We start from the raw sequence: 26,060 nt of genomic DNA on the forward strand, positions 1-26,060 counted from the left end.
CGCCGCGGCCGCGGTCTCGCGCGAGGCGGTGGCCTGGGCGTGCTCGCCCATGAGCCCGGCGGCGTTGGCGAGCCTGCGGTGGGCCAATCCGGTGCGCGCCATATCGCCGCCCGCGCGATGCGCGGCCGCGACCTCGGCCCAGAGGGCCGTGGCCGATTCGTGCTCGCCGCACAGTTCGGCGCATTCGGCAAGCCGCTCAAGCGCGGCCGTTCGCTCGCCGGAAGCGACGCCGTCGGGCCAGATCTCCAACGCGCGCCGCCCGAGCGTGGCCGCGTCGCGGTAGGCATGCATCGTGCAGTATCGCTCGGCAGCGGCGAGCAACAGCGGCCGTGCGCGGTCGCGGTCGTGGGCGGCCAGCAAATGCTCCGCAATCGTCTCCGGAGGGGCGCCCCGTGCGGCGAGCCGCTCGGCGACGACCCGGTGATACTCGCGCCGCCGCGCCCAAGGAATGCTGCGGTACAACGCGTCCCGGACGATGTCGTGCCGGAAGACCGCTGACTCGGCGCCTTGCTCGCGCAGCAGCCCGGCATCGAGCAACCGGTCGACGTCGGCCGCGCCGGCGAGATCGGCCAGCACCGGCAGGTCGACGCGCGGCCCGAGCACCGTTGCCAGTTCCACCGCCCGCTCCGACTGGCGGCGCAACGTGACCGTCCGGGCGAGCACCGCGTCGACGATGCTGTCGGGCAACGGAATCCCCACGCCCGAAGCGAGGTCGACACCTTGCTGTGAGTCGCGGAGTCCTTCGCCGTCGAGCAAGGCGTCGACGAGCTCTTCGACGACGAACGGCAGCCCCTCGGCTCGCTCGTGCACCAGGGAGACAAGCCGAGGCGCGGGCTGCCTGCCCAGCAGGCCGTGCAGCAGTTCCCCGGTCTCCTGCACGTTGAGCGGCCGCAGCGGGATCTCGATGAGCAGCCCTGCCCGCCGCAGCTCGGCCCGCATCGCCCGCACAGGATGGGTGCGGGGCAGGCCGTCGGCGCGGTAGGTGGCCATCAGCAGGAGCGGTGCGCCCGTCAAGGCCGCGGCCAGGCCGGGCAGCAGTTCGACCGTCCCGGCGTTGGCCCAGTGCAGGTCTTCCAGCACGAGCACGGTCGGCTGCCGGTGCGCGACCCCGCGCAGGGTCCGCTGGATCGCCGCGACCAAAGCCGCCTGGTCGACCTCGCGCCACGGCATCGCCAGCTCGGGCAGAAGCACTTTGACGTGGTCGGCCAGCGCCTTCTCGCCGAAGCGATCGGACACGGCGCGCAAGATATCGACTATGGGCGCATAAGGCCCGCCGGCCATCGTGGCCGCGCCGCGCAGCACGCACCCGTCCCAACCCGCGAGGGCTTCAGACACCAACCTGCTCTTGCCGACACCGGCGTCGCCGGTCACGAGCACGAGCCCGCCCACGCCGGCCCGGCACCGCGCCAGCGCCGCGCCGAGCTCCTGTTGCTCGGCTGCCCGGGACACCAGCGGTGACCGTGTCAGCACCCATGAATTCTATGCGCCGCGCCATCCCCTGACGGTCCGCCAAAGCGCCCTGGTTTCCGGCCAGCGCGCCCAGGTCACCAGGATCAACACCGCGCACAGGGCGATCGTGAGCTCTGGCGGGTTAGCCCAGGCCGTGCCCTAGGGCGTCACTTGCGTGCGGGATCGTGCGCCGGGCCGCGCGATGCCGGGGCGAGGGCAGCGCCCCGGCGCCTGCGGCGATCGTGCAGCATCTTGGTCAGCGCACTCAGCGCCACCGCCAGCACACCGATGTCATCGAGGTAGATCGGGTCGGGCAGCAGGTCGAGCGGGAAGAAGGTGTAGAGCAGGGCGCCGTAGAACGCCACCTTGCCGCCCCCGCCCAGCTCGCCCAGCATGCGCTTGGTGGCGAGCAGGCGGAGCCCGAGCTTGACCGCGAACACCAGGGTCACCAGCGCCAACAGTCCAACCCCGACACCGAGCAGGACGATCCATGTATCACGCGACATCCGCTGAAGTTACCCAACTCGGGCCGATGCTAGGCAGTGTGCCGGAGCTGTTGCGTGATCGTCGGATCGGTGATCGCCTTGTCCTTGGCGAGCGGCATGGCCTTGCCGAGGATGACGGTGCGCCTGCGGTCGCCCTCGAACGGCAGGAACAGCCTGCCGGGCTGCGGTCCCGGGCGTCTGCTTGGGAAGGATGCACAGTGGTCGTTGGCCTCCATGAGGATGTTGCCCGACCTAGGTGAATCTTGCATGCCCGCAGGTTTCCGCGCACCTTGAGGACGTGCCCGTCGAGGCTTGCCCGCTCGGCGATGGCCAGCCGCGGCACGAGCCGCTCCAGCAGGACGCGCCGGGTCTGCGCGGTCAGCTCGCCGAAACTGTAGTGCTCCCAATAGGTGCAGAACCCGCCGCCAGGCGTTGAAACGCGTCGTCGCGGTCGTTGACCTCCGGATCGTATTGGTGTCTGCGGTGGGCCGGATGACCGCGACCACCTCCGGGCGGAAGCGACCCGCATGCCGCGAGCAGACTCTCGGTGTGGCGCGCGAGCTCATCGGCGTTGTGCCACACGAAACCGACCGCCGTGGTCGTGAGGGCCTCGGCCGACTTGAGCGAAGCGCCCGCCATCAGCCACCAACCAGGGGCACCAGCTCGAGGAACGTGATCTCCGTGCCCATCCGCAGGTCGATCACGTCGTCGAGCTCCTCCACCTGCCGGTCGTCGACCAGCACGATGAACCCGTTGCGGGAGAACGCCTGCACCGCGAGGGCGAACTGCCGCTCGGCGCGTTCACCGCGGCGCCCGGCGCCGCAAGTGCCCACGACGGCTACGACTCGTTGCTGGGTCAGGTGAACCCGCGAGCCACCTGCCCTGAGCGGGGCGGAGCGGGCATCGGCACGATGCGTGCCGGTGCCCGCCCTGGTACCAACTAAATCATTTTTCGCATCTGGCGGCGCCGGATGTTGTCGGCCGCCGAGATTGCCGCTGGGCCAAGGGTTTTCGATCGGCCGAGCCACTCGGCCAGCGGCCCGGCCAGCCGGTGGCCAAGCTGCTCATAGAGTGTCAGCGCCCGCTGCCAATGCTCGCGCGCCAGCGCCAGATCCAGGTTGCAAACGGCCGAGGCCAGCACGTCCCAGGCGGCGGCCTGGCGAAGCGGGTCCTCGATCTCCTGGGCGAACCGCAGCTGTTGCTCGGCGTGCCGTCGAGCTGTTTCGAAATCGTTGCGGCGCAACGCCACCTCGGCGAGATTGTGGTGCGCGTGGCAGAGGTGCACCAGGTCGCCGGCCTGCTGCGCGGCCGAGAGTGCGGCGGCGAAGGAGTCCGCCGCAGCGTCGATATCGCCGAGATCGAACAGGGCGCAGCCGTAGTTGATCTGCGGGACGACGCGAAACTTGGGCACGCTGACGTATGCGGTGTCGGCCAGCGCCGTGCGCAGGTGCTCCGCACCGGCGGCGGGATCGCCCTCGACCACGCACAGGCCGCCGAGATTGACGTGGCAGGCGGTGATGAGCTGCTGCCGGCCGGACTCGGTCGCCGTCTGCAGGGCTTCGGTCCAGTCGGCCCGCGCGGCGGCGAGGTCGCCGGTCTGCTTGTGAATCATGCCGAGGCACAGCAGTATCCGGCTGACCGCCACGGGATCGCCGGTGGCCCGCGCGGAAACCAGCCCGGCGCGGGTGGTGGCGAGCCACTGCGGCCAATGGCGGGAGATGGAGAAGTAGTTCATGAGCACCTCGGCGAGCTGCCAGGCGGCCTGGTGCCAGCCGCGCTGCGAGGCAAGCTCCACCACGCTCGGGAAGGCGTCGCGCTCATAGTCGTGCCAATGCATCGCGGCCTCGCGGTCGGCGAACCGCAGCGGCTCCACCGGCGGATGCTCCATGTCGCGCGGTGCCGCGTTGCGGCTCGGCTTGAACCGCGGGCTCGCCTCGTAGGTCGTGTCGGTGTAGAAGTCGACCAACCGGCGGCTCGATCGGGCGATGTCCACTTGCGACTCGTCCGTCTCCGCGCGGTGCCCCGCATAGGCTCGCAAGAGGTCGTGCGAACTGTAGCGGCCCCGGCTGTCCTGCTCCAGCAGATGTGCCGTGCATAGCTCATCGACGGCGGACATGGCGGCGTCCAACGGCATCCCGGCGATGGCCGCGATTGCGTGGGCGTCGAAATCCTGGCCCCGGCAAAGGCTCCACAGCCGGAAGACGCGCTGTGCCGGTGGCGAGAGCTGGGAGTATGACACGTCGAACGCCGCTGCCACGGCACCCTGTTCGTCGCCCTCGGTGCGCAGGGCTTCCAGCGCCCCGGGCCGGTCCAGCCGCTCCAAATAGGCCGCGATCGTGAGGTTCGGCTGGCACGCGAGGTTGGCCGCCGCGATCCGCAGCGCGAGCGGCAGCTGGGCGCAGCGCCGGGCGAGCTGCTCCACGTGGGGGTCGGCGGCCACCCGCTCCCGGCCGAGCATCAACGCCAGCAGGCCCTCCGAGCTGACCGGGCTGAGTGGCCCGAGAGTCACCAGGCGCGCACCCTCGAAGACCTGCAGCCCACCCAGCCGCACTCGGCTGGTGACCAGAACCATGCAGGTGGGCGAGCCCGGAAGGAGCGGGCGCACCTGCCGCACGTCGTGCGCGTTGTCCAACACCACGAGAATGCGCCGCCCCGCGATGGCCGAGCGGTAAAGGGTGGCGGCCTCATCGAGGTCGTTCGGGATGGCGTTGTGCTCGACCCCGAGGCCGCGCAGCAGTCGCCTGAGCGCCTCCAGCGGCGGCATCGGCACGCCCGACGGCACGAACCCGCGAAGGTTGAGAAACAACTGGCCGTCGGTGAACCTCTCGGCGTTGGCGTGCGCCCACCTGACCGCGAACGCCGTCTTGCCCACCCCGGCCGTGCCGGCGATCACCACGAGCGGACCCGCGCCCTGGTCGCGTATCTCGTCGAGCTGCTTGCCCTCGGCCTCGCGACCGGCGAATCCGTAGATGTCCAGCGGCAGCTGCGCCGCAATGGCGACGGTTTGCCGGGCCACCGCGAGCGGCCTGCCCTCACCGCGCAGCACGGCCTGATGGATCAGCTGCAGCTCGGGGGAGGGATCGGTACCGAGCTCCTCGGCGAGCCGCCGCCGGAACTCCGTGAACCGGTCGAGCGCCTCGGCGCTGCGGCCCGCCCCCGCCAGCGCCTGCATCAGCAGACCGACCAGCGACTCGGCGAACGGTTGCGCGTCAAGCAGTTCCGCCAGCGGATTGATCACCGTCGCGGCGTTGCCCAGCCGCAACTCGGCCTGCGCCCACTGCTGCATGGCGTCGTGCCGCTTGCCGCGCAACATCTGCCGCACGTGGTCGACCCAGCGCCCGGACAGGTCGGCCATCGGGTCGGCCTGCCACAGCGCCAGCGATCGCCGCAGCAGGTCGGCTTTTTGATCATCTGGGTACCGGGCGGCGCGCGCATCGGCGAGAAGACTCTCGAACCGATGGAGATCGACCTGCAGCGGATCGACGTCGAGCACGTATCCGCCGGATCGCCGTTCCAGGCGGCAAGCGTCGCGCAGCACTGCCCGCAACCGAGCAATGTAGACATACAGCGTCTCCCGGGCGCGCTGCGGCGGGGAGTCGTCCCACAGGCGGTCTATCAACGTCTCGGCCCGCACCGGCCGGCCCGCCTCCAGGGCGAGCACGGCGAACGCCAGGCGCTGCCGGGGCGGGCCCAGGTCCACGGGGCGACCGGAAGCCGAAACGAGCACTGGACCGAGAAGTTGGATATCCATGGCTTTCTGCGGGCCGCCCCCGATCCGGTCGTCAAGCCTTCCAGCACGAAGTTTAAGACCGCTGCAAGGTTTCGGCTAGCTCGGTCTCCGATCATGGAGATGCTCGATGAGCGGAGGTGAACACATGATGCTGCGGTTCCTCGCGCAGGAGGATGACGCGGCCTACGGCTGCGGGCGCAGGTTTCCCCACGCCCGCTCCGGTTGGCGAGGAGTCACTCGGCGACGTTGAACCAGTAGGAGCCTGAATAGTCGCCTACGGTGCCGTCGGGGCGGACGGCCCACACATCGAAGTAGTTCCAGCCACTGACCTGCGGCGCCCAGGTGAGCGACGCGGTGCCGTCCGGCGTGGCATCGAGATAGCGCGGCTCCGCGCCGTTGATGGCGTACTGATAGCCCTTCACCTCGGTCCATCCGGCCGGTGGGAGGAAGGTGAACGTGCCGGGCACGCCGACGCCGCCCACCGGATCCCAGCCGGTGTAGATGTCCGAGACCACCATCGGCCACGGGCCGAAATGGATTTCCCACGCGGCCTGCGGCGAGACCCACCCGTTGGCGCTGAACGAACGGAACGTCACCTGATGGCCGTACTCGTTGGTGGCCGGGAAGGTGAAGGTGGCCGTGCCGTCCGCACCCGCATCGAGGACCTGTTTCGGCCCGTGGTCGAGCTGGTATTCGTAACGCGTGGTCCCGCTGATCCCCGCGCCGGGGGACAGCTTCAGCGTGAGTGGCCTGCCCCAGATCGCGTGGCCGACCACCGAGGCGGTCGGCTCGCCCCGCCACGGCGCGTTGAACTCGTACACCGTCTCGCCGGAGGTGTTGCCCGCCGCGTCGATCGAGCGGACCAGCAGCCGGTTGCGCGCTATCCGGTCCGGGTTGATCAGCGCGGTCGCGTTGCCGCCCGGTGCGTTGGCGCGAACCGTCCGTGGCAGGCTGAAGATGTCGGTGCACTCGTGCTGCCCGACGTCGCCCGACCCGATGCTGCACGTGTTGACGCCCAGAATGTCGAAGCCCCACTGGAACCCGACGATGTCCGGGTCGCCACCGCCGGAAAACGTGAACACTCCCGGCTCACCGAGCGGGGTGCTCTGACCCGAATCGGCCGGCGGATAGTTCGTTGAGCTGACACCGGGCGCGCCCGGCCGGGTGGTGTCGACCAGCACGCTGCAGACCCGTGACCACGCCGTGGTGTCGGCGCCGTCGTTCGTGCGGTACTGCCAGGAGTACGCCCGGCCATCCTCCAACTCCGACGATGGCACCCCCACGCTTGCCACCCTGGCGGGGACGGAATGGGTCGTGGTGTAGACGCGGCGCGCGGACGGGTCGTCCTGCGGCCACACGGCGAACTCAGTGGTCAGGTAACGCTCGTCGTGCGGGTCTGCGTCGGACACCATGCCCTGCAGCCAGCCGGCCCGCTCGTTGAGCCGCGGCGTCGTCGTGCCGTCGCAGCGCTGACCACCGTGGTACATGTGGTGGTCGTCGATGGCCGGCAGCGAGTTGTACCGCACGGACAGGCTGACGGTTGTGTACCAGTACAGCTTGCGGGCATAGGCCGGGTCCGCCTCGAACTCGTCCGGTACCCGAATCTCAAAGGAGATCTTCTCCTTGCCCTGGCGCACCGCCTCGACCACCGCACCGTCCACATCGAAGGTGAGGTTGGCGGGGCAGTACTGCGCCGTGCGGATCTCGTCCAGCCTGTCCGTCGGCTTGGGAGCCTTGTCCCAGCTCGGCGTGCGGTGGATCTGGTGGGTCCGCCAGACCTCGATCGCCCGCTTGGTGCAGTCGGAGACCTCGGTCTCGCGCATCAGCAGCTTGCCCGCGACAATGCGTTTGCCGTGCAGCTGCGTGAGATCGAACGTCGCATACACCCGTGAGGTGTGCACGGACCCGCTTTCGTCGGTGCGGGAGCCGATGGGCATGTTGACGTCCCGCACCCAGTCGTATGCCTGATCCGGCGTGGCCGAATCAGTGTGTCCGATCTGGATGGACGGGGCCGTGAAGTAGTGCGGCGCGGCGTGTGCGGTGCTGCCCGCGGAAAGTACGGTGATTCCGGTTGCGGCCAGCAAGGCCGCCAGCCCTAACGCGGTGCGCACGTGTTGACCTCCCGTAGTGCTCCGGGCACCGTGCCCGGAAGCGGACCACAGGGTAGCCGATGGTGTCGCGTGTCGATGCGGCGCGCAGGATCCCGCTCGACGAGGCGCCCGAGGCCTTCGCCCGTATGGCCCGAGGCGAGGGTGCGCGTTCGGTGGTGGTGTTCGACCGACGCTCAGCCCGGCAGCGATCGTGGCCGCCCGAAGCAGGGCAGCACGCTGCTCTCGAACCGGGTCAGCGCGCGGGCACAGGAACAGCTGCGCCGCCGGTGTTGCGCGCGATGATCGCTTGTGTACTATCCGACTAGTACAATGCGACAATTGAGGAGGTGGTGCGGTGTTCGCGTTCAGGCTCGACACCCGGTCGGGTGTGCCGACCTATCTGCAGCTGGTCGAGCAGGTTCGGCACGGGCTGCTGCTCGGCTACCTGCAAGACGGCGACCAGCTGCCGACCGTGCGCGATGTGGCGGCGGCGCTGGTGGTCAACCCCAACACGGTGGCCAAGGCCTATCGCGAGCTGGAGCGGGCGGGCCTCGTGGCGCCACGCGCGGGCCAGGGCACGTTCGTGACGGGCAACGTGGATCGCGTGCCGGCCGCCACCTACGCCAAGCTGTCGGCCAGGCTGCGGGCATGGGTCAACGCGGCGCGCGAGGCGGGCCTCGGGCCCGACCAGGTGCGCGCGCTTGTCACCGCGATCCTCGACGAGGACCGGTCCAAGGCGCGTGCGGCATGACCGCGCTGCGGGTCGAGGGTCTGGGCAAGCGCTACGGGCGCGGCACGTGGGCACTGCGCGAGTGCACGTTCGATCTCCCGCAGGGCCGCATCATCGGGCTGGTCGGTGCCAACGGCGCGGGCAAGACCACGCTCCTGCACTTGGCGATCGGCTTGCTGAGCCCGACCGAGGGCAGCGTGTTTCTGTTCGGCCGGCCGCTGCGCATGGATCGCCCGGCGGGCCTGGCCGAGGTGGGTTTCGTGGCGCAGGACCACCCGCTGTACCGTGGCTTCACCGTCGCCGATCTGCTCCACTTCGGACGGTCGATGAACCGGCGATTCGACGAAACCACGGCCCGCAAACGCCTGGCGGAGCTCGGCATCCCGCTCGACCGCAGGGCGGGCAGGCTGTCCGGCGGGCAGCAGGCACAGGTCGCGCTCACGCTCGCGCTGGCCAAGCAGCCGCGCCTGCTCGTGCTGGACGAGCCGGCCGCGAGCCTGGACCCGTTGGCGCGGCGCGAGTTCATGAGCACGCTCATGGGCGCGGTCGCCGACAGCGAGCTCACCGTGCTTCTTTCCTCCCATGCGATCGGCGAGCTCGAACGCGTCTGTGACCACCTCGTCTTGCTGCGCAAAGGGCGGATGTGCCTGGCGGGCGACACGGACGAACTCGTTGCCGGGCACCGGGTGCTCAGCGGCCCGCGCCCGGACGCCAACGCGGCGATGCAGGGCCTTGTCGCCGCGACCCACGGGCCTCGCCAAAGCCACCTGCTGGTGCGGCAGCCCGTCACCGTGCCGGTGCATCCGCACTGGGAGGCCAACCCGGTCAGCCTCGAAGAGCTCGTGCTGGCCTATCTCGCGCAGCCGGAAACGAAAGAGGGGCGGGACTGACCATGCTGTGGTTGATCTGGCGGCAGCATCGTGCCGAGTTGCTCACCGCCGTGGTGCTGCTTTTCCTTTTTGCCGTACCCATCATCGTCAGCGGCCTCGCCATGCACGCCGAATACGAAACCAGTGGAGCGGCCGCATGCGTGGCCAATCCACAGGACAGTTGCGGCCCGATCGCTGACCGGTTCGTCTCGAACCACATCGAGTGGGCCAACCGGCTCGTCTTCGCCGCGATGCTCCCGTTGCTCGCGGGTGTGTTCATCGGTGCGCCGCTGCTGGCCCGCGAATTCGAGAGCGGCACGTGGCGGCTGGCGTTCACCCAGTCGGTGACCCGCACCCGCTGGCTGGTCTCCAAGCTGACCATCGTCGGCGCGGGCACGGCCGGCATCGCCGTCGCGTTCGGACTGCTGTTCACGTGGTGGCGTGGGCCGCTCAACGAGATCGACGGCAGACTGCGCACGGCCGCGTTCGTGGCCACGCCGGTGAGCCTGGCCGTGGTGACCGTGTTCGCCTTCGCGGCAGGCGTCCTCGCGGGCGCGTTGCTGCGCCGCACGATCCCCGCGATGGCCGTGGCACTGGCCGTGTTTCTCGTGGTGCGCATCCCGCTGGAGGAGTCGGCCCGGCCGCACTATGTCAAGCCCCTGTCCCGCGTCAATGATGCCTTGGCGCACAACGATCCCGGCTGGCGGCCGACCACCGACTGGGTGGTGGAAAACGGGTGGGTGGACAGCGCGGGCAAGATGCTGTCGGCCGATGCGCAAAATGCCGTGATGCGCGAGATCTACGGCGAGGGCGGCTCGATGTATGGCTCGGACCTGGGCTTGGCGCGATACATGGCCGAGCACGGCATCCGCCGCTACACCGAATACCACCCGGACAGCGCGTTCGGCGCGATGCTGGCCATCGAGTCGGCGCTGTATCTCGGCCTCGCAGCCGTGCTGCTGGCCGTCGCCGTGTGGGTGGTGCGCCGACGCCTCCACTAGAGCCCGCCAGCCCGCTGGGCGCCTGGGTGGGAGCCGCATTCGGTGAGGATTTGTTCTGCCGATTCGGCGTGCGCTTGGCGGGCTGGTGAAAAACCGCGACGACGTCGGGTTTGAGCTCGACGAGCCGGTGCGGTTCACTGGCCGGCTGGGCCTTGCCGAGGCCGCACTGCTCGCCGCGCTCACACCCGTCCTGGTGTCGCTGTCGGGCGGTGGCTAGGGCTGGTTGGCGACCACAAACCAGATGCCGACGGCCGGTTCGGTGGACTCGTTGCGGTACCGATGAGGGGTGGTGGAGTCGAAGGAGACCGCATCGCCCGGCTCAAGGGTGATTTCCTCGAAGCCCAGGGTCAACAGCAGCGCGCCGGAGACGAGGTAGCCATATTCCCAGCCGGAGTGGCGCATCAGCTCACCGCTGCTCGACGACGTCCCGCCCGGCGCGTAGGTGATCTGCAGGAAGTCCACGTTGAGCGGGGGCAGGGCGCCGAGCCGTTCCCACGTGACGCCGGAGTCGAGCGAGAGCATCTGCCGCTGCTTGGGTTGCACATGCGGGCCGAGCCGCATGCCCCGGGCCGCGCCGAGCGCGTCGAGCAGTGTCGGGATTGGACCACCGGAACCGTCCTCGACGAACACGTCCTGCATCGGGATGCCCAGGGCCGTCGTGATCGCATAGAGCGTGCTGACCGATGGGCGGCTCTTGCCGGTCTCGATCTGGGAGATCATGCTCGCGGAGACGCCGACGTCGCGGGCGAGGGCGCGAACGCTGATTCCCTGCCGCTCCCGCTCCGCGCGGATGCGTTCGCCCATTTGCGATGTTGGCATGCCACTCCCTCTCGTGATCGTTGAGCCTCACTTTACACAATGCGGCGCAGGTGTTAAGTATTACTGAACACCTATGCCGACGGCGGGAGGTAATCATGGGCAGGTCGCTAGTCCGCGGCGGGCACGTGCTCACCGTGGACCCACAGCTCGGTGAACTTCCCCGAGCGGACATCCTCATCGAGGACGGCACGATCGTCGCGGTCCAGCCCGACATCAGTGCGGACGCCGAAATCATCGACGCTTCAGGCTTCATCGTCATCCCCGGCTTTGTGGACACGCACCGACACACGTGGGAGGCGGCGATCCGCGGCTGCGCGCCCAACGCCACCCTCGACGACTACTTCGTGGAGGTGCTGGACACCTTCGCGCCGCTCTACGAGCCGGAGGACGTCTACGCCTCCAACCTGGCCGGCGCGCTGGAGTGCGTCAACGCCGGCATCACGACGCTGGTCGACTGGTCGCACATCAACAACACCCCCGAACACCCCGACGCGGCCATCAAGGCGTTGCAGGAGACCGGGATCCGCGCCCAATACGCCTACGGCAGTGCCAACACGTCACTCGCCACGTACTGGTTCGACAGCGAGATCGCGATCCCCGGCGATGACGTGCGCCGCGTGCGCGAGACGTATTTCAACAGCGACAATGGACTCCTCACCATGGCACTGGCCACGCGCGGCACGGGCTGGTGCAAAAACGATGTCGTGCGCAGCGAGTGGGGGCTGGCCCGCGAGCTGGGCATCCCGATCACGCTGCACGCCGGCATGGGCCGGATGGCCGGGCGGTTCGGGATGGTGAACCAGCTCAACGACCTCGGCCTGCTCGGCCCCGACACGACCTACATCCACTGCTGCTACTTCAGCGACGACGAGTGGCGGCTCGTGGCTGACACGGGCGGCACGGTTTCCATTGCGCCCCAAGTGGAACTGCAGATGGGCCACGGCTGGGCGCCGGTCGTCAAGGCGCGCGAGTTCGGTTTGCGCCCAAGCCTTTCCGTCGACGTCGTGACGACCGTGCCGGGCGACATGTTCACTCAGATCCGGGCGGCGTTCGGGTCGGAGCGGGCGCGGGTGCTTTCCGTCTTCTGGGAGCGCAATGTGCCGGCCGAGGGCCTGCTCACCGCCGCCGACATGCTCGAAATCGCCACGCTCAACGGCGCGCACGTGGCCGGGCTGGAGGCGAAGACCGGCTCGATCACCCCCGGCAAGCGGGCCGACCTCGTGCTGCTCGACGCCACAGCGATCAACATGACGCCCATCCACGACGCCGCGGCGGCGGCCACGCTGTGCGCCGACGTGTCCAATGTAGACACCGTGATGGTGGATGGTGTGGTGCGCAAGCGCGGCGGCAAACTGCTGGCCGACGCGGCCCGTGCCGGGGCGCTCGTCGAGGAGTCGCGTGACCGCCTCCTGTCCCGGTTGCGGGAAAAGCAGGCCCAGACGGCGGCGGCGTGACATGCGCTATGCGGTGAAACGCTTGGCGGACGCGGCTTTCGAGGCGGGGTGGCGGGCCGGCCGTGGGCTGACCCGCTGGCCCGCCATCGGCGAGCACACGCCCGGCGCCGTGCACACCGAGTTTGAGGTGTGCGTGCTGGAGCCGGGCGGCTCAGTGGAGCCTGCGGTGCAGTCCTTTGAGGAATGCTTCTTCATTCTTGAGGGTACGCCGCAATTGCGCACCGAATCGGGCGGGTTCGCGCTGCACGTGGGCGATTACGGGCTGATACCGGTCGGGTCGCCGCACGCTTGGCACAACCCCTCTGCGGAGCCCGCGCGCTGGGCTGCGATGAGGTCGCCGCAACCGCGCGCCGGGCACGACTTCGACACCTACTCGGTGCCGCCTTTGCCCGACGGGCCCTTTCTCGCAGTCGATCCGCGCGACCCACGCACCCGCCGGCTCGGCCACATTGAGCCGTCCAACATGGACGCCCGTTCGGTCAGCATGAACACGGCCCTGCTCGTCTACAGTGGGATCGCCGTGAAAATGATGGTGGACACCAACCTCGGCGCACAGTTGAACACCATGTTCATGGTGCACTACGAGCCCGAAGGCGTCGCCGGGGCGCACGACCACCCGTTCGAGGAGACATACATGTTCCTTGAGGGCGAGGCCGAGGCGGTGTTCGACGACCAGACCTACCGGCTCGGGCCGGGTGACATCGCGTTCGCGGGCGTCGGGTGCGTGCACGGGTTCCGCAATGTGGGCGAGGGACCGCTGCGCTGGCTCGAAACCCAGGCGCCGCAACCCCCGGCACGCCACTCCTACCGCTTCGTGCGCGACTGGGCTTATCTGAGCTCAATAATGCAGCTCGGTTACGCCGGCGAACGGTAGCGGGCAGCGGTCGGCAGCGTGCACGCCTCCGGCGCCCGGGTCGGCTCGCGCGGCGAGAGCAGCCCGGCCGCATCGACATCGACAGCCGGCGTTGCCGCAGAATCTTCACATGACCAGCTACCTGGAACAGATCACCGCCCTCGTCGCGCGAGTCGGGCACGAGCAGGCCGAAAACGTCCGACGCGCGGCCGCGCTCATCATCGGCTCGCTCGACCGGGGCGGCGTCGTGCACGCCTTGGGCACCGGTCACTCGGAGGCCCTCGCCATGGAGATCGCTGGCCGGGCCGGCGGGCTCATTCCGACCAACCGGATCGCCCTGCGCGACATCGTGTTCTACGGCGGCGAGCCGTTCGACGTGCTGTCCGACCCGCTGCTCGAACGCCGCAGCGGGCTCGCACAGCGGCTCTACGACCTTGCGCCGATCGACCAGGCGGACGTCTTCGTGCTCGCCTCCAACTCCGGCATCAACGGTGTCATCGTGGAAATGGCGTTGCTGGTCAAGGAGCGCGGGCACGACCTGATCGCCATCACCTCACTGGACCACAGCCTCAAGTCCGAGCCGCGCCACGAAAGCGGCAAGCGGCTGTGCGAGATCGCCGACGTGGTGCTTGACAACGGCGCCCCGTTCGGCGATGTGCTGCTGCCCAATCGCACCGGCGCCGTCTCGTCCATCACGTCGGCCGTGCTCGCGCAACTGGTCGTCACTTCGGTCGCCGCGCAGATGAGCGACCCGCCCATCTATCTGTCCGCCAACATCCCGGGCGGCTATGAGCACAACCTGCAACTGGAGGCACGCTACGCCGGGCGCATCCGGCGCACCGCATAGGCCGGGTGCCGCCACGTCAGACACGCGCTGTGGCCGGCTCGGGGTGGTAGATGATGTGCAAAATCCCGGATCCTGCACGGGTTTTCGCGCCTGCCACGACATTATCCCGGATGTTGTCGCGGCTTCCGGCATGTGCGACGACGTTATCCCGGATGTGGTGTCGAAGGCGCGAGTGTGGTCGGTCGCTCTACATAGCGTGGAACGAATGGCGCGCGACGACGGGTACCCACGGCTTGACCTCAGAGAGCTTGTAGCTCTTTGACAACGCGACGCCGCTGGGGACCCGCGGATCGAAGGATTCGTCGTCGCCGCCCGCCAGCACGCGGGTGAAGGTGTCGACCGCTGCGGCCGGGCGACCGATCAGCAGCGCGAGCAGGAGCAGGACCACCTCGTGCGCGCCGTCCTCCAGGAGCGCGGTCAAGGATTCGTCCGGCAGGGAGGCGCGGACCAGGCGATAGAGATTGGCCAGCCGCTTGGCCGCACGCGGGGTCTGCACAAGCGAATACAGCCCGCCCGCGAACTCGATCTCCTCCTCGGTGACGTTGAGCGCACTCGGCGACAGCCGTCGCAGCGCCTGCTCGGAGAGGGTGAGCATGGTGTCGTCCGTGATGCCGGGCTCGCCGTCCCGGGCCTCGCCTGATGTCGTGGTCTGTGGGCCGGACGGTGCCTGCGCGCCCCCACCCGCGACCGAGGTGCCTTGGTGTGGCGCGAAAAGTTGGCCGAGCAACTGCGCGAAGCAGTCGCCGCCCATGGGAGCGAGGTTGTACGGGATCTGAATTATCTTTTCGAGGTAGTTCATGGGCGTGGCCGACCAGTGCGACAGGTTGCCGTCCGAGGCCGGCCGCGACCCGAGCACGCGCTCGAAATGCAGCTCCAGTGAGCTTTGCAACCAGCGCGCATCCACCGCCACCACGGCCACGAACAGGCGCAGACCGAGCAGCAGGTTGATCGCCTGGAGCACCTCCACCACGCGGTCGGGCGCGCAGCGGTCGAGGTCGTCGATGTAGAGCACGATGCGCTCGATGGGCGGCGGGTCCGGGTGCCCCTCGGGCTCAAGGTCCATGAGCGCGGCGAGCTGTTCGAAGTCCCGCCGGATCATCGCGATGACGCCGAGCTGAGACCGGTAGTCGTTGCTGGCGCTGCGTTCGGTGATGAACTCGGACAACAGGCGGCCGGTCGACGCGTCGTGCAGCGTGCGCTCCGCCTCCTGCACCCGGCCCTCGGCGGCCACGATCTCCTGCCGCAGCAAGGCTTGCCGGGAGTCGAGCTGCGCCAGGTCGGCAAGGATGGCCTCCTTCTCCTGGTCCAGCTTTGCCCGTGCCTCCTCCTGCGCCGTGAGCGCCGCGGCGGCTGCGGTCTCGATGACCCCAAGGCCTTGGAGAAGTCGATTGATGATGGGTGTCGCGGTGGCGGCGATCGGTGCGAGCAATGCCACAATGCCGGTGGCCACCTGCCACAGCCGACCCTCGGACAGCCACAGCAGGGTGACGCAACCACCGACGCCGAGCACGGTCGCGATCGTGAAGAGCCAGACGAACCTGCGGCGTTCGGCGGAACGCATCAGCTGCCACAGGCGGGTGAGGCGCCGGGTGACGGACAGGCCCTCGCTCGCGAGCCGCTGGATCTCGGCCAACTCCGTGCCCTGCTCCAGTTCGAACCGCTCGCGCACCTTGGCCACCTGCGCCTGCACCAGCGGATCCTGCCGCACGGCCCGTGCCGCCGCCGACAGTCCGGTCAGGCTGTCGCGCTCCTGTGCGCGCTTGTCCTCCACAGCGGACAGCGTGGCGTTGAGTCGATCGACCTCCGATTGGGCAACCTCCAGCCGGTTCCGTGCATCGTCCACTTGCGACCGTGTGGTTTCGAGGGTGAGCGCCAACCGCTGCTGTTCGGTCTTCCATCGTTCCTGCGCCTCGCTCTCCGACTCACCGGCCTTCGGCTGGGCGAGCCCGGCGAAGATCGCCGTCATCAGGCTTGGCCATAGGTTCGCATCGGTGTAGTGCCACGCGTTGAAGACGATCTGCCTTACCTCCGCGCACATGGCGGTCGGTTGCCCGGTGTCGTGAGCCGCACGAGACATCGTGGCGAGGTAGTCGATCTCGCGCCGGAGCTTGTCCATGAAGAAGGACTTGCCCGTGCCCCAGTCGCCGAACAGTCCCACCGACAGCGGCGGTGTGGTCTGCCGCGCGGCCAGCAGCGCGGCCATTGCCTCGATCTCCCGCGTCCGCCCGAGCAAATCGTCGCCATCGGTGGAGTCGGGCAGATATCCCGGATAGGTCACGGTCGCTGCCCGCCGCACCGCTGCGCGGGGCGGCTCGGACGGCGGGTACAGGAGGAGCCGTGGCATGTAGCGGTCGATGGTGCTCACCGGAATCATCCAGGCCGCACGTTCACGTCGGTCTTGCGTGACGACGATGCCGAGGACCTCGCCGCCGTCGTTGATGACACCGGCACCTGAGAAACCGGGACCGATTCCCGAGATGTCGAGCTGGACCCGCTCGCCGACTTGGCCCATCACCCGGCCCTGTGACCATATGCCATCGCGTAAATCGCGCGGATAACCGAAAACCCGGATCGGGGTGCCAACCTCAAGCCGGGTGCTGAGCGTCGCTGGCCGCAGGTCCGGGGCGTGCAGAGCCGCGATGTCCGCCTCTTCGAAGACCTGCTGCACCTTCGCTCTGTGGGATCTGCCCCGTGCGTCCACAACCGTGAGCTCACGCTGGTTGGCGATCTCATGGGCACAGCAAACGGCGAGATCAGGGCCAAGGGCGACGGCGGCCCCGACGATGCGGTCTTCTGCCAATACGCGAAGTTGCCAGTCGAGCCCAGCGGGTGTGGTCACAGGACGAGGCTAGACGCACCGTCTCGTGGCCACAGTCGGATAGTCGTCCCTAGATTCGATCGGCGGCGATGAGCAGGTAGTGGAAGCTGCCCTCGCGATAGGCGGTCAGAAACGGCTCCTCGATCCCGGTGGCGACCGGCGACTGGGCCCGCAACTCCCAATACGGCATCGTCTGCGCGGTGAGGTCGACGACGTTGATGGGCACGAGCCCGTTGGCGGCCAACGCCCTGAAATACTCGCTGCGCGGATGGATGTTGCACGTGTAGTGTTCGTCGATCCGGCTCACCGCCTTGGAGCGCCCACCCGTCACGTCGTTGTAGCACCCGGTGATGCACACGTATCGTCCACCATGCCGGAGCAGCCTCGCGAACTCTTGGTACAACTCAAAAAGATCGACATACATTGTCGTCTCGTTGGTCCATATCCCGTGCAGCGAACCCGATTCCAGCCCGGTGTCGAGCATGTTGCGGAAGTGGAACCGCACCCGGTCGGACACGCCCCGCTCCATCGCCTGCCCATTGGCGAAGGCAACCTGACTCTCCGAAATGGACACGCCGTCCACGAAGGACCCGAACCGCTGGTTGGCCATGAAGCTCGTGCCCCCGCGACCCGAGCCCGCGTCCAGCAGGCGATCCTCCCGTGCCACCGGCTCCAGGTAGTCCAGCAGCACGTCGGCCTGTGCCGTCTCCAACCGGTGCAGCTCGGCGATGATGCGCTCATCGCGCGTCGCCGCCGGTCCCTCCAATACGGACGGATCGTATTCGCCGAGCCCGTAATGATGGTGGTAAAGCCCGTCGATGTCGCCCAGCCTCAGGTTGACCGGGTCGCGCTCGTTGTTCCAGTAGTCCGCTACGGACCGCTGATAGTCGGTGCGCAGAACTGACGTCATGTGTTGGCTCCCTTGTGGTATCGGCCGCTCGTGGCGTGCCATTCGTGCCCTCCGCCCAGCCACGCCCACACGTCGGACAGCGCCCGGCGCAGCTGCGGCGAGCCGAAACGGCTCAGCACGGCCGACTCGGCCTCGATGGCGTGCATGAGCTCGTTGTGCAGGTCGATGCTGCGCTGGACCGCCTCGTCCTCGGTGCAGCGGTCCTCGTGGGCGATCAGCTTGGGCAGGTCGTTGTCGGTGTCGGATTCCCTTCCCCGGGAGTACAGATCGTTGGCCAGGACGGCGGCGCTGCCGGCCATGGTGAACACGCGCCGCACCCGCTGGTCGGCGTAATCGTGCGGCGACAGCTCATATCCGGCGACCGTGTCGACCTGCACGATGCAGGGCAGGAACCCGTTGAAGTGCCGGTGTGTCAGGTACTCCCAAACAGGCGGCCTGCGCCCGGTGCGGATCCATTCCGCCTCCTGGTTGTAGGCCATGAACATGGTGATGGTCTCGTGCCGGATGCGGGCCATCTGGGACCTCGTGGCATACAGCGACAGGTGTTGCAGTGCGCTGCGATAGGCCATCGCCACCGGCTCGTCGCGCAGCGCCTGCTCCAGTTGTGGCGCATACGCCAGCGGCAGGTGTGCCGGGTCGACCGCCGCAGCCACTACTGTCAGCCGCGACCCCAACGTGGCCGGGTCGGCGCCCAACTGCTCCTCGTCGAGCAAATGGTCGTCGGTGGACCACAGCGCGAGCCCCATTTTGGCCGCCGCCAGCAGGCGGTCCGGATCGGATGTCGCCGGGTGGGCCAGCATGATGAGCCGGCCGAACTGGCAGGCGCGCAACTCCTCCGACAGCCCGGGATAGATGCCGATCTCGGCGGCCCAGTCCACCAACCGGTCGTTGACCTCCTCGCCCAGGGCGGGATCGTCGCGCACAGGCGGCGGGCAGTAGAGACCCTCAGTGTGAGGGACCGGGTGGATCCGGAACGCGGACGTGCCCAATCCCGTTGGCGCCGTGAGCGTATTCATGTCATGCCCGGCTTGAGAGTTCCACGCTGTCGAGCACGCCGAGCGCGTCGGGCACCAGCACGGCCACCGAATAGTACGCGCTGACGAGATAGGACATGACGGCCTGCTCGTTGATGCCCATGAATCGCACGGAGAGACTCGGCTCGTACTCGTCCGGGATGCCGATCTGATGCAACCCGATGGCACCCTGGTCATCTTCTCCGGTACGCATCGCGATGATCGATGTCGTGTGGCCGTCCGAGATCGGGATCTTCCCGCAGGGGAAGATGGGCACGCCCCGCCATGCCGGAATCCGGTGGCCGTCAATCTCCACGGGAGTCGGGTAGATGCCCCGCGCGGTGCACTCCCGGCCGAAGGCCGCGATCGCCTTCGGGTGCGCCAGAAACATCTTGGTACTGCGGCGCATGCTCAGCAGCTCGTCCATGTCGTCGGGCGTCGGCGGCCCGGTGCGCGTGTGGATGCGATGGCGCAGGTCCGCGTTGTTCAGCAGCCCGAACTGGCGGTTGTTCACCATCTCGTACTCCTGCCGCTCCCGCAGGGCCTGGATCGTCAGCCGCAGCTGCTGTTCGAGCTGGTTCATCGGCTCGTTGTACAGATCGGCGACCCGGGTGTGCACGCGCAGGATGGTCTGCGCCACGCTCAGCTCGTATTCGCGCGGCGTGAGCTCGTAGTCCACGAACGTGCCCGGCAGCGGGACCTCGCCCTCGTGCCCGGCCGACATCACGATCGCTGCCTCGCCGTGCTTGTTCTGCGGGCGCCCGCGCGCTCTCTGGTAGCGGTTCACGTGCTCGCGCAGCGGCTCCGACTGGCCGGTCAGCGCGGCGAACGCCTGCTTGGGCAGGGCGAGCACGGTCACCGATGTCATCGCCTTGGCCGTGAACTCCCAGATGGACTGCTCCTCCAGCAGCGACTGCTCGCCGAAGAACTCGCCGTCGGCGAACACTCCAAGTTGGACCGTGTTGCCGTACTCTCCCGACCCGATCTTGCTGATCTTGCCGTGCGCGATGAGGTACACCTGCTGGGCCGGGGAGCCGAACTCGGCGATCACCTCGCCGGGCGCGTACTCGTGCTTGGTGAACTGGTTGGCCAGTTGCTGCAGCACCTCCGGATCGTCGAAGCCCCGTAAGAGGCCGAGCTCGCCGAGCTCGGCCGGAACCACCCTGATCTGATCGCCGTCGTTGGTGAACGTCACCCGCCCGTCGCCGATCGTGTAGGTCAGCCGCCGGTTCACCCGGTATGTGCCGCCGCCCACATGCACCCACGGAAGCGTGCGTAACAGCCACCGCGAGGTGATTTCCTGCATCTGCGGCACCGACTTGGTCGTTGTCGCCAGGTTGCGCGCGGCCGCGGTGCTCAAGCTGAGCTGCGACTGCTCCTCCTGCTCCGGCGCGACGATAATCTCCACCGAACTCGTCAAAGCCCTCACCTCCACAAAAGTTCTCGGGACTAGCCCGACCCCACACAGTTATAGAGCCAGTGCCAGGAGTTATGCGGCAATTTGCCGGGTTCACCGAAACCCGGTGCCCGCGGTTCCGATGGCCTAAAATCGCCGGTCGGCGGCCTGAAATCGCCGCGCCGGCGGCTTGCGATCGCCGCGCCGACTCCGAGTGCCGCAATTGCGGCAAGGTGCTCGATGCGAGATACATTCGTCGCCTATGGACTCTTCGGCTTGGACGTTCGGCGTGCTCGGTCCGCTTGAGGTGCGGCACCGGGGGACGGTCGTGCCCGTGCCGGGGCAACGGCAACGGGTCCTGCTGGCCACACTGATCCTGCGGCGCGGCCGGCCGGTGGCCGTCGGCGAGCTGGTGGAGCGGATCTATTCCGGCGAGCCGCCGCGCAACGCCGGGCCGTCCGTGCACTCGCTCGTCATGCGGTTGCGCCGCGCGCTGGCCGCGACCGGCGACGCCGGCGAGCTGATCGTCTCGCGCGGGCAGGGTTACGCGCTGTCCACTCGTCCGGAGTCGGTGGACCTGTGGCGGTTCACCGAGCTGCGTGAGCGGGCCCGCATCGCCGATCGCGAGGCCGACCTGCCGGGCCGGGCCGAGCTGCTGCGCCAGGCGCTCGGGCTGTGGCGGGGCGACCCGCTGTCCGACGTCGCCTCGGATGTGTTGCGGCGCGAGGAGATCCCGTCTCTCGTGGAGGCGTGGGCGCAGGCCGGCGACGAGTTCTTCGACGCCGAGCTGGCGCTGGGCCGCCACCGCGACATCGTGCCGGCGCTGCGCGAGGCGATCGGCCGCCACCCGCTGCGCGAGGGTCTGTGGGCCAAGCTCATCACTGCGCTGTACCGCAGCGGGCGCGACGCCGAGGCGCTCGAAGCCTATCGCCGGCTGGACCGCCTGCTGGCCGAGGAGCTGGGCCTGCAACCGCCGCCCGAGCTGCAGCAGCTGCAGCTTTCGATCCTGCGCGCCGACCGCCCCTCGCCCGTGGAAGGGGTCGCGGCCGTCGAGCCCGTGGCCGATCCGGCGCCCGCGCTGCCGCCCGACGTTGCCGTCCTCTATGGACGGTCCGAGCAGGTGGAGCTGGCGAGCCGGCTGGTGGTCGGGGGTGCGCTGCTGTGCGTGTCCGGCGCGCCGGGTGTCGGCAAGACCGCGCTCGCCGTGCACGTCGCCCACCGCACGCGCGACCACTTCACGGACGGGCAGTGGTATGTCCGGCTCGGCGAGCGCGACCCGTTCGACGTGCTCGGGGAGCTGTTGGGCCGGGTCGGCGTGCGCGGCCCGGCCACCCCGTCCACACTGGACGGCCGGATGGCCGCGTGGCGCAACGCCATGGCCGGGCGCCGGGTGCTGCTCGTGCTCGACGACGCGACGAGCACCGATCAGGTGGTGCCGCTGCGCACCAACGCGCCCGAGTGCGGCGCGCTGGTCACCAGCCGGGTCAAGCTCGGCGGCCTGGTCGCGCTGCACGACGGGCGGGCGCTCAACCTGGACGTGCTCGCACCCGACGCGGCCGTCGAGCTGCTGGCGGCGGCCCTGCGCGACCACGCGATCGAGCTTTCCCCGGGCGAGATCCGTGAGCTGGCAACGCTTTGCGGGCACCTGCCGCTGGCCCTGCGCATCGCCGCGGCCAACCTCGCGCTCAGCGACCCGGACGAATACCTGCGCCAGATCCGCATGGACGACCGGCTCGACGCGCTCACCGTCGATACCGAAATCGGCATGCGCGTCGCCATCGAGCCCTCCTATCTCCGCCTCGACCCGCAGGCCGCGCTCGCGCTGCGCATGCTGGCCATCTCGCCGCTGCGCGACTTCACCGCCGCGCACGTTTCGGCACTGCTCGACTGCCCGCAGGCCCAGGCGTCGGCCGCGCTGCGGACCCTCGTCACCGCACACCTCGTGCGGCCGGTGGCGCGCGGGCGGCACGAGACGCACGACCTGATCCGTTACTACGCAAGGGAACGTGCGCTCGCCGAGGACACCGAGCCCGACCGGCTGGCCGCGCTCGACCGGCTCCGCTCCGGTGTGCTGGCGATGGTCGACGCTGCGGCGCGCAAGCGGTACCCCCGAATGTCTCTCCCACCGAAAACCGACGGCTTCCCAGGCGAAATCTTCCTTCCCGACGAGTACGGCAACGTCCTCGCGCTCATCGGCGACGCAGCCGAGCACGGCCCGCCCGCGCTCGCCTGGCGGCTGGCCGACCGGATGCGCGGCCATCAGCAGGAGCTGGGCGTGCACACCGACTGGCGGCGGAGCGCCGAGCTGGGCCTGGAGCTGGCCGAGCGCGCGGATGACGCCGACGGGATCGCCGCGATGCACCACAGCCTCGGTCTGCTGGCCGCGACCCGCGCCGACTATCCGCAGGCGCAGAAGCACTTCGAGGCGAGCCTGGAGGTGGCCGTAGGGGAGTCAGACCTCGCGCGTGAGGCCGCGATGTGCACCAACCTCGGCGTCGTGCACCGGGAGCTGGGGCAGCTGACCACCGCGCATTCCTACTACGACCGCGCGCTCAAGCTCTACCGGGACACGCCACACAAGCGCGGCGAGCTCACGCTGATGAGCAACGTGACGGTGGTGCTGCTGGAGCTGGATCGGCTCGACGAGGCGGCGCGGACGCAAATCTCCGCGCTTGATGAGATGCACGCCCTCGATGTGCCCGACCTGGAGGACGACGTCGGCGTCGCGCTGCACAATCTCGGGGTCATCTCTCGTGCCCAGGGCCGTCCGGCGACCGCCGTCATGCACCTGACCCGGGCGTTGGCCATCCGGCGGCGCATCGGCAGCCTCTACGGGCAGGCCAACGACCTCAACGAGCTTGCCGGGTGTTACGTGGAGCTCGGATATCACTGCAAGGCACTGGCGTTGGCCGACGAGTCCCTCGCGCTGGCCCGCCGGGTCGGCCGGCGCAGGGTCGAGGCCGAGGCGCTGAATGTGCGCGGCGGCGCACTGCTGGGCCTCGGCGATCCCGAGGCGGCGGCCGCAGAGCATCGACGGTCGCTGACGCTGAGCCGGTCGCTAGGCTATCCCCGCGCCGAGATCCAGGCGCACCGCGGGCTCGGCCTGGCGCTGGGCGACACCGTCCACTTCGAACTGGGCGTGGCGCTGGCCGACTCGGCGCAGCACCACCTGCAGGCACGCCTGGTCCGCGAGGCCGCTTCAGTTCTCACGCACGGCTGACGATCGACTCGATGTGGGCGATGTGTTCCTCACCCCAGTAACCCAACGGGATGAGGGCGGTGTTGAGCGATTCGCCGAGCGGGGTCAGCGAATATTCCACGTGCGGCGGCGCCTCGTGATGGACCTCACGGTGGACGAGCTGGAACGCCTCCATCTCGCGCAGCTGCTGGATCAGCATCTTCTCGCTTATGCCGGCGATCGCACGGCGCAGTTGCGCGAAACGCTGCGGTTTCTCATGCAGCTCCCACAGGATGAGCGGCTTCCACTTGCCGCCGATCAGATCCACCGCGGCATCGAGCCCGCACGCGTAGGCATTCTTCTTCATCAATGTCACCCCCACTTACAAAAAGGTAGGTACTTGTCGACTCGCCAGTCGCGATCAAGGATAGCCGCATGAGCATGAAGCAAACACGCGTAACGATTTTTGGCCTCGGCCCTATGGGGCAGGCGATCGCGGGGGTGCTGCTCGACGCGGGGCACGACGTCACGGTGTGGAACCGCACGCCCGCCAAGGCCGATCCGCTCGTGGCCCGGGGCGCCCGGCGGGCGAGCGATCCGAGCGACGCTGTGGCAGGCAGCACACTGGTGCTGGTGTCGCTCATGGACTATGACGCGGTGCGTGACGTGCTGCTGCCCGTGGGTGGGGCGCTGCGCGGAAAGGCATTGGTGAACCTCACCGCCGGTACTCCCCAAGGGGCGAGGGAGATGGCGGCCTGGGCCGGGGCACACGGCATCGACTACCTTGAAGGCGCGATCCTCAGCCCGGCCGACTTCATGGGCGGCGAGCAGGCGCACATTCTCTACAGCGGGCCCGAAGACGTCTACCACGCGCACGAGCCGATCCTCAAAACCCTTGCCACAGCGCAATATCTCGGCGCGGAGCCGGGCCACGCAGCCGCGCATGAGGTGGCTCTGTTGGACATGTTCTGGTCCAGTGTCGCCGGCATCGTGCACGCGTTCGCGCTCGCGCGCACGGAGCACGTCACCGGGCGTGCGCTCGCGCCACACCTCAAGGTGATCGCAGAACTGCTTCCCGCCATCGTCGACGAGTTCGCCTGGCGGGTCGACGACGACAAATACGAGGGTGACGTGTCCAACATCCGGTCCACCCACGCGGCCCTGACCCACATCATCGCCGCGGCCCAGGCGCACGGGATCGACACGGGCGTGCTCGCCGCCACGAAGGCGTTGGCGGCCAAGGCGATTGAGGCCGGGCACGGCGACGACGGCTTCGCCCGCATCACCGACACACTGACCCCGGCGCGGGTTTGACCTAGAGTGCGCTCTAAGTCCTAGGGTCGAGTTCATGACCATGCGTTACCGGGTCCTCGGCGGGACGGGCATCGAGGTGAGCGTCCATTGCCTGGGCGCCATGATGTTCGGCTCCGTCGGCAACCCCGACCACGACGACTGCATCCGCATCATCCATACCGCCCTGGACAACGGCATCAATTTCCTCGACACCGCCGACATGTACTCCAGCGGCGAGTCGGAGGAGATCGTCGGCAAGGCGCTCAAGGGCCGCCGCGACGACGTGGTGCTCGCCACGAAGGTGCATTTCCCGATGGGCGAGGGACGCAACCGCAGCGGCAACTCGCGCCGCTGGATCGTCCGGGCGGTGGAGGACAGCCTGCGCCGGCTGGACACCGACCACATCGACCTGTACCAGATTCACCGCCCCGATTACCGGACGGACATCGAGGAGACGCTTTCCGTTTTAACCGATCTGGTACGGGCCGGGAAGATCCGTGCGTTCGGTTCCTCCACCTTTCCGGCCGAGGAAATCGTTGCGGCGCATGCGGTTTCCGATCGCATGGGCTTCGGCCGGTTCCGCACCGAGCAGCCGCCCTACTCGCTGCTGACCCGCGGGATCGAGACCTCGGTGCTGCCGACCACCCGGCGCCTGGGGATGGGCGTGCTGGTGTGGAGCCCGCTCGCGTGGGGCTACCTGTCCGGGAAGGTGCGCAAGGGGCGGCCGGTGGACCTGTCCAGTGGGCGGGCCGCGCTCTACCCGTCGCGGTTCGACCCGTCGCTGCCCGAAAACGCGGCCAAGCTGGATGCGGCCGAGCAGTTCGCCCTGCTGGCAGAGGAGATCGGGTGTTCGCTGCCCGAGCTCGCGCTCGCGTTCACCTCGACCCATCCGGCGGTCACGTCGACCATCATCGGCCCGCGCACGATGGAACAGCTTGAGTCGGCGCTCAAGGGGGCGTCGCTCACGCTCGACGACGCGATCCTGGACCGCATCGACGAGATCGTCCCACCGGGCACGAACGTCTACGACGCCAACGGCGCCTGGAAGCCGCCATCCCTCACCGATCTCAACCTGCGCCGGCGCCCCGTCGCCGACCGCGCGGCCGCCGAGTAGAGCGCGGCCCG

Annotated in this window: 21 protein-coding genes and 1 pseudogene; 10 read left to right on the forward strand and 12 right to left on the reverse strand. The window is 68.8% G+C overall.

Annotated features, from left to right (window positions below):
- From DM816_RS24180 to DM816_RS24210, 6 genes and pseudogenes are all read right to left on the reverse strand, one after another.
- The coding region (locus tag DM816_RS24180; RefSeq protein ID WP_162907773.1) for an ATP-binding protein at window positions 1-1,470 on the reverse strand (1,470 nt) is incomplete at its 3' end.
- Between the two features lie 146 nt (window positions 1,471-1,616).
- Window positions 1,617-1,955, reverse strand: a complete 339-nt coding sequence (locus DM816_RS24185; protein WP_117212691.1) for a DUF1232 domain-containing protein — start codon at window positions 1,953-1,955, stop codon at window positions 1,617-1,619.
- A 29-nt stretch (window positions 1,956-1,984) separates the two neighbouring features.
- Window positions 1,985-2,463 (reverse strand): annotated as a pseudogene (locus DM816_RS46110) (DUF7737 domain-containing protein).
- 109 nt (window positions 2,464-2,572) lie between these two features.
- Window positions 2,573-2,767: a hypothetical protein gene (locus DM816_RS24200; RefSeq protein WP_117212694.1), complete on the reverse strand. Its 195-nt coding sequence runs from the start codon at window positions 2,765-2,767 to the stop codon at window positions 2,573-2,575.
- A 107-nt stretch (window positions 2,768-2,874) separates the two neighbouring features.
- On the reverse strand, window positions 2,875-5,634 hold the full coding sequence (locus DM816_RS24205) for an AfsR/SARP family transcriptional regulator (protein WP_162907775.1): 2,760 nt from the start codon (window positions 5,632-5,634) through the stop codon (window positions 2,875-2,877).
- Window positions 5,635-5,897: 263 nt separating this feature from the next.
- A complete protein-coding gene (locus DM816_RS24210) occupies window positions 5,898-7,775 on the reverse strand; it encodes a hypothetical protein (protein ID WP_117212696.1) in 1,878 nt (625 codons plus the stop codon).
- 334 nt (window positions 7,776-8,109) lie between these two features.
- Between DM816_RS24210 and DM816_RS24220 the strand changes: the two genes are divergently transcribed.
- The 4 genes from DM816_RS24220 (at window position 8,110) to DM816_RS45320 (ending at window position 10,571) form a co-directional block, all read left to right on the forward strand.
- Window positions 8,110-8,505, forward strand: coding sequence for a GntR family transcriptional regulator (locus DM816_RS24220; protein WP_117212698.1), 396 nt, complete (start codon window positions 8,110-8,112; stop codon window positions 8,503-8,505).
- Window positions 8,502-9,374, forward strand: a complete 873-nt coding sequence (locus tag DM816_RS24225; protein ID WP_117212699.1) for an ABC transporter ATP-binding protein — start codon at window positions 8,502-8,504, stop codon at window positions 9,372-9,374. The genes DM816_RS24220 and DM816_RS24225 overlap by 4 nt, the downstream gene beginning before the upstream one ends.
- A gap of 2 nt (window positions 9,375-9,376) precedes the next feature.
- Window positions 9,377-10,354, forward strand: coding sequence for an ABC transporter permease (locus DM816_RS24230; protein ID WP_117212700.1), 978 nt, complete (start codon window positions 9,377-9,379; stop codon window positions 10,352-10,354).
- A gap of 85 nt (window positions 10,355-10,439) precedes the next feature.
- Window positions 10,440-10,571, forward strand: a complete 132-nt coding sequence (locus tag DM816_RS45320) for a hypothetical protein (RefSeq protein WP_281274362.1) — start codon at window positions 10,440-10,442, stop codon at window positions 10,569-10,571.
- Here the strand turns inward: DM816_RS45320 and DM816_RS24235 are convergent.
- On the reverse strand, window positions 10,568-11,173 hold the full coding sequence (locus DM816_RS24235) for a cupin domain-containing protein (protein ID WP_117212701.1): 606 nt from the start codon (window positions 11,171-11,173) through the stop codon (window positions 10,568-10,570). The two genes, DM816_RS45320 and DM816_RS24235, sit on opposite strands and share 4 nt — an antisense overlap.
- A 95-nt stretch (window positions 11,174-11,268) precedes the next feature.
- Here DM816_RS24235 and DM816_RS24240 point away from each other — a divergent pair, with 95 nt between their 5' ends.
- From DM816_RS24240 to DM816_RS24250, 3 genes are all read left to right on the forward strand, one after another.
- Window positions 11,269-12,627, forward strand: coding sequence for an amidohydrolase family protein (locus tag DM816_RS24240; protein WP_211588830.1), 1,359 nt, complete (start codon window positions 11,269-11,271; stop codon window positions 12,625-12,627).
- 13 nt (window positions 12,628-12,640) lie between these two features.
- Window positions 12,641-13,501: a cupin domain-containing protein gene (locus DM816_RS24245; protein WP_211588831.1), complete on the forward strand. Its 861-nt coding sequence runs from the start codon at window positions 12,641-12,643 to the stop codon at window positions 13,499-13,501.
- A gap of 109 nt (window positions 13,502-13,610) precedes the next feature.
- Window positions 13,611-14,327, forward strand: a complete 717-nt coding sequence (locus DM816_RS24250; protein ID WP_117212703.1) for a sugar isomerase domain-containing protein — start codon at window positions 13,611-13,613, stop codon at window positions 14,325-14,327.
- Between the two features lie 187 nt (window positions 14,328-14,514).
- On the opposite strand, the gene DM816_RS24255 is transcribed toward DM816_RS24250, so the two are convergent.
- From DM816_RS24255 to DM816_RS24270, 4 genes are read right to left on the reverse strand one after another with little or no spacing between them, the layout of a single operon-like run.
- Window positions 14,515-17,166 (reverse strand): P-loop NTPase fold protein, encoded by a 2,652-nt coding sequence (locus DM816_RS24255; RefSeq protein WP_117212704.1) that lies wholly within the window; start codon window positions 17,164-17,166, stop codon window positions 14,515-14,517.
- Window positions 17,167-17,215: 49 nt separating this feature from the next.
- Complete coding sequence (locus DM816_RS24260) at window positions 17,216-18,055, reverse strand: geranyl diphosphate 2-C-methyltransferase (RefSeq protein ID WP_117212705.1); 840 nt, start codon at window positions 18,053-18,055, stop codon at window positions 17,216-17,218.
- Window positions 18,052-19,071 (reverse strand): family 2 encapsulin nanocompartment cargo protein terpene cyclase, encoded by a 1,020-nt coding sequence (locus tag DM816_RS24265; protein WP_117212706.1) that lies wholly within the window; start codon window positions 19,069-19,071, stop codon window positions 18,052-18,054. Before DM816_RS24265 ends, DM816_RS24260 begins: the two co-directional genes overlap by 4 nt.
- Window position 19,072: 1 nt before the next feature.
- Complete coding sequence (locus DM816_RS24270) at window positions 19,073-20,488, reverse strand: family 2B encapsulin nanocompartment shell protein (protein ID WP_246002185.1); 1,416 nt, start codon at window positions 20,486-20,488, stop codon at window positions 19,073-19,075.
- 238 nt (window positions 20,489-20,726) lie between these two features.
- Here DM816_RS24270 and DM816_RS24275 point away from each other — a divergent pair, with 238 nt between their 5' ends.
- Window positions 20,727-23,684 (forward strand): AfsR/SARP family transcriptional regulator, encoded by a 2,958-nt coding sequence (locus DM816_RS24275; RefSeq protein ID WP_117212707.1) that lies wholly within the window; start codon window positions 20,727-20,729, stop codon window positions 23,682-23,684.
- Here DM816_RS24275 and DM816_RS24280 read toward each other — a convergent pair.
- Entirely contained in the window at window positions 23,671-24,009 is a 339-nt protein-coding gene (locus DM816_RS24280) for a winged helix-turn-helix transcriptional regulator (protein WP_117212708.1), read from the reverse strand. The genes DM816_RS24275 and DM816_RS24280 overlap by 14 nt on opposite strands.
- Before the next feature lie 68 nt (window positions 24,010-24,077).
- Between DM816_RS24280 and DM816_RS24285 the strand changes: the two genes are divergently transcribed.
- Both DM816_RS24285 and DM816_RS24290 read left to right on the forward strand, forming a co-directional pair.
- Window positions 24,078-24,956: an NAD(P)-dependent oxidoreductase gene (locus DM816_RS24285; RefSeq protein ID WP_117212709.1), complete on the forward strand. Its 879-nt coding sequence runs from the start codon at window positions 24,078-24,080 to the stop codon at window positions 24,954-24,956.
- A 40-nt stretch (window positions 24,957-24,996) separates the two neighbouring features.
- Window positions 24,997-26,049: an aldo/keto reductase gene (locus DM816_RS24290; RefSeq protein ID WP_117212712.1), complete on the forward strand. Its 1,053-nt coding sequence runs from the start codon at window positions 24,997-24,999 to the stop codon at window positions 26,047-26,049.
- Window positions 26,050-26,060: the final 11 nt, after the last annotated feature.

Source organism: Allorhizocola rhizosphaerae (genome assembly GCF_003426775.1).
GTDB lineage: Bacteria > Actinomycetota > Actinomycetes > Mycobacteriales > Micromonosporaceae > Allorhizocola > Allorhizocola rhizosphaerae.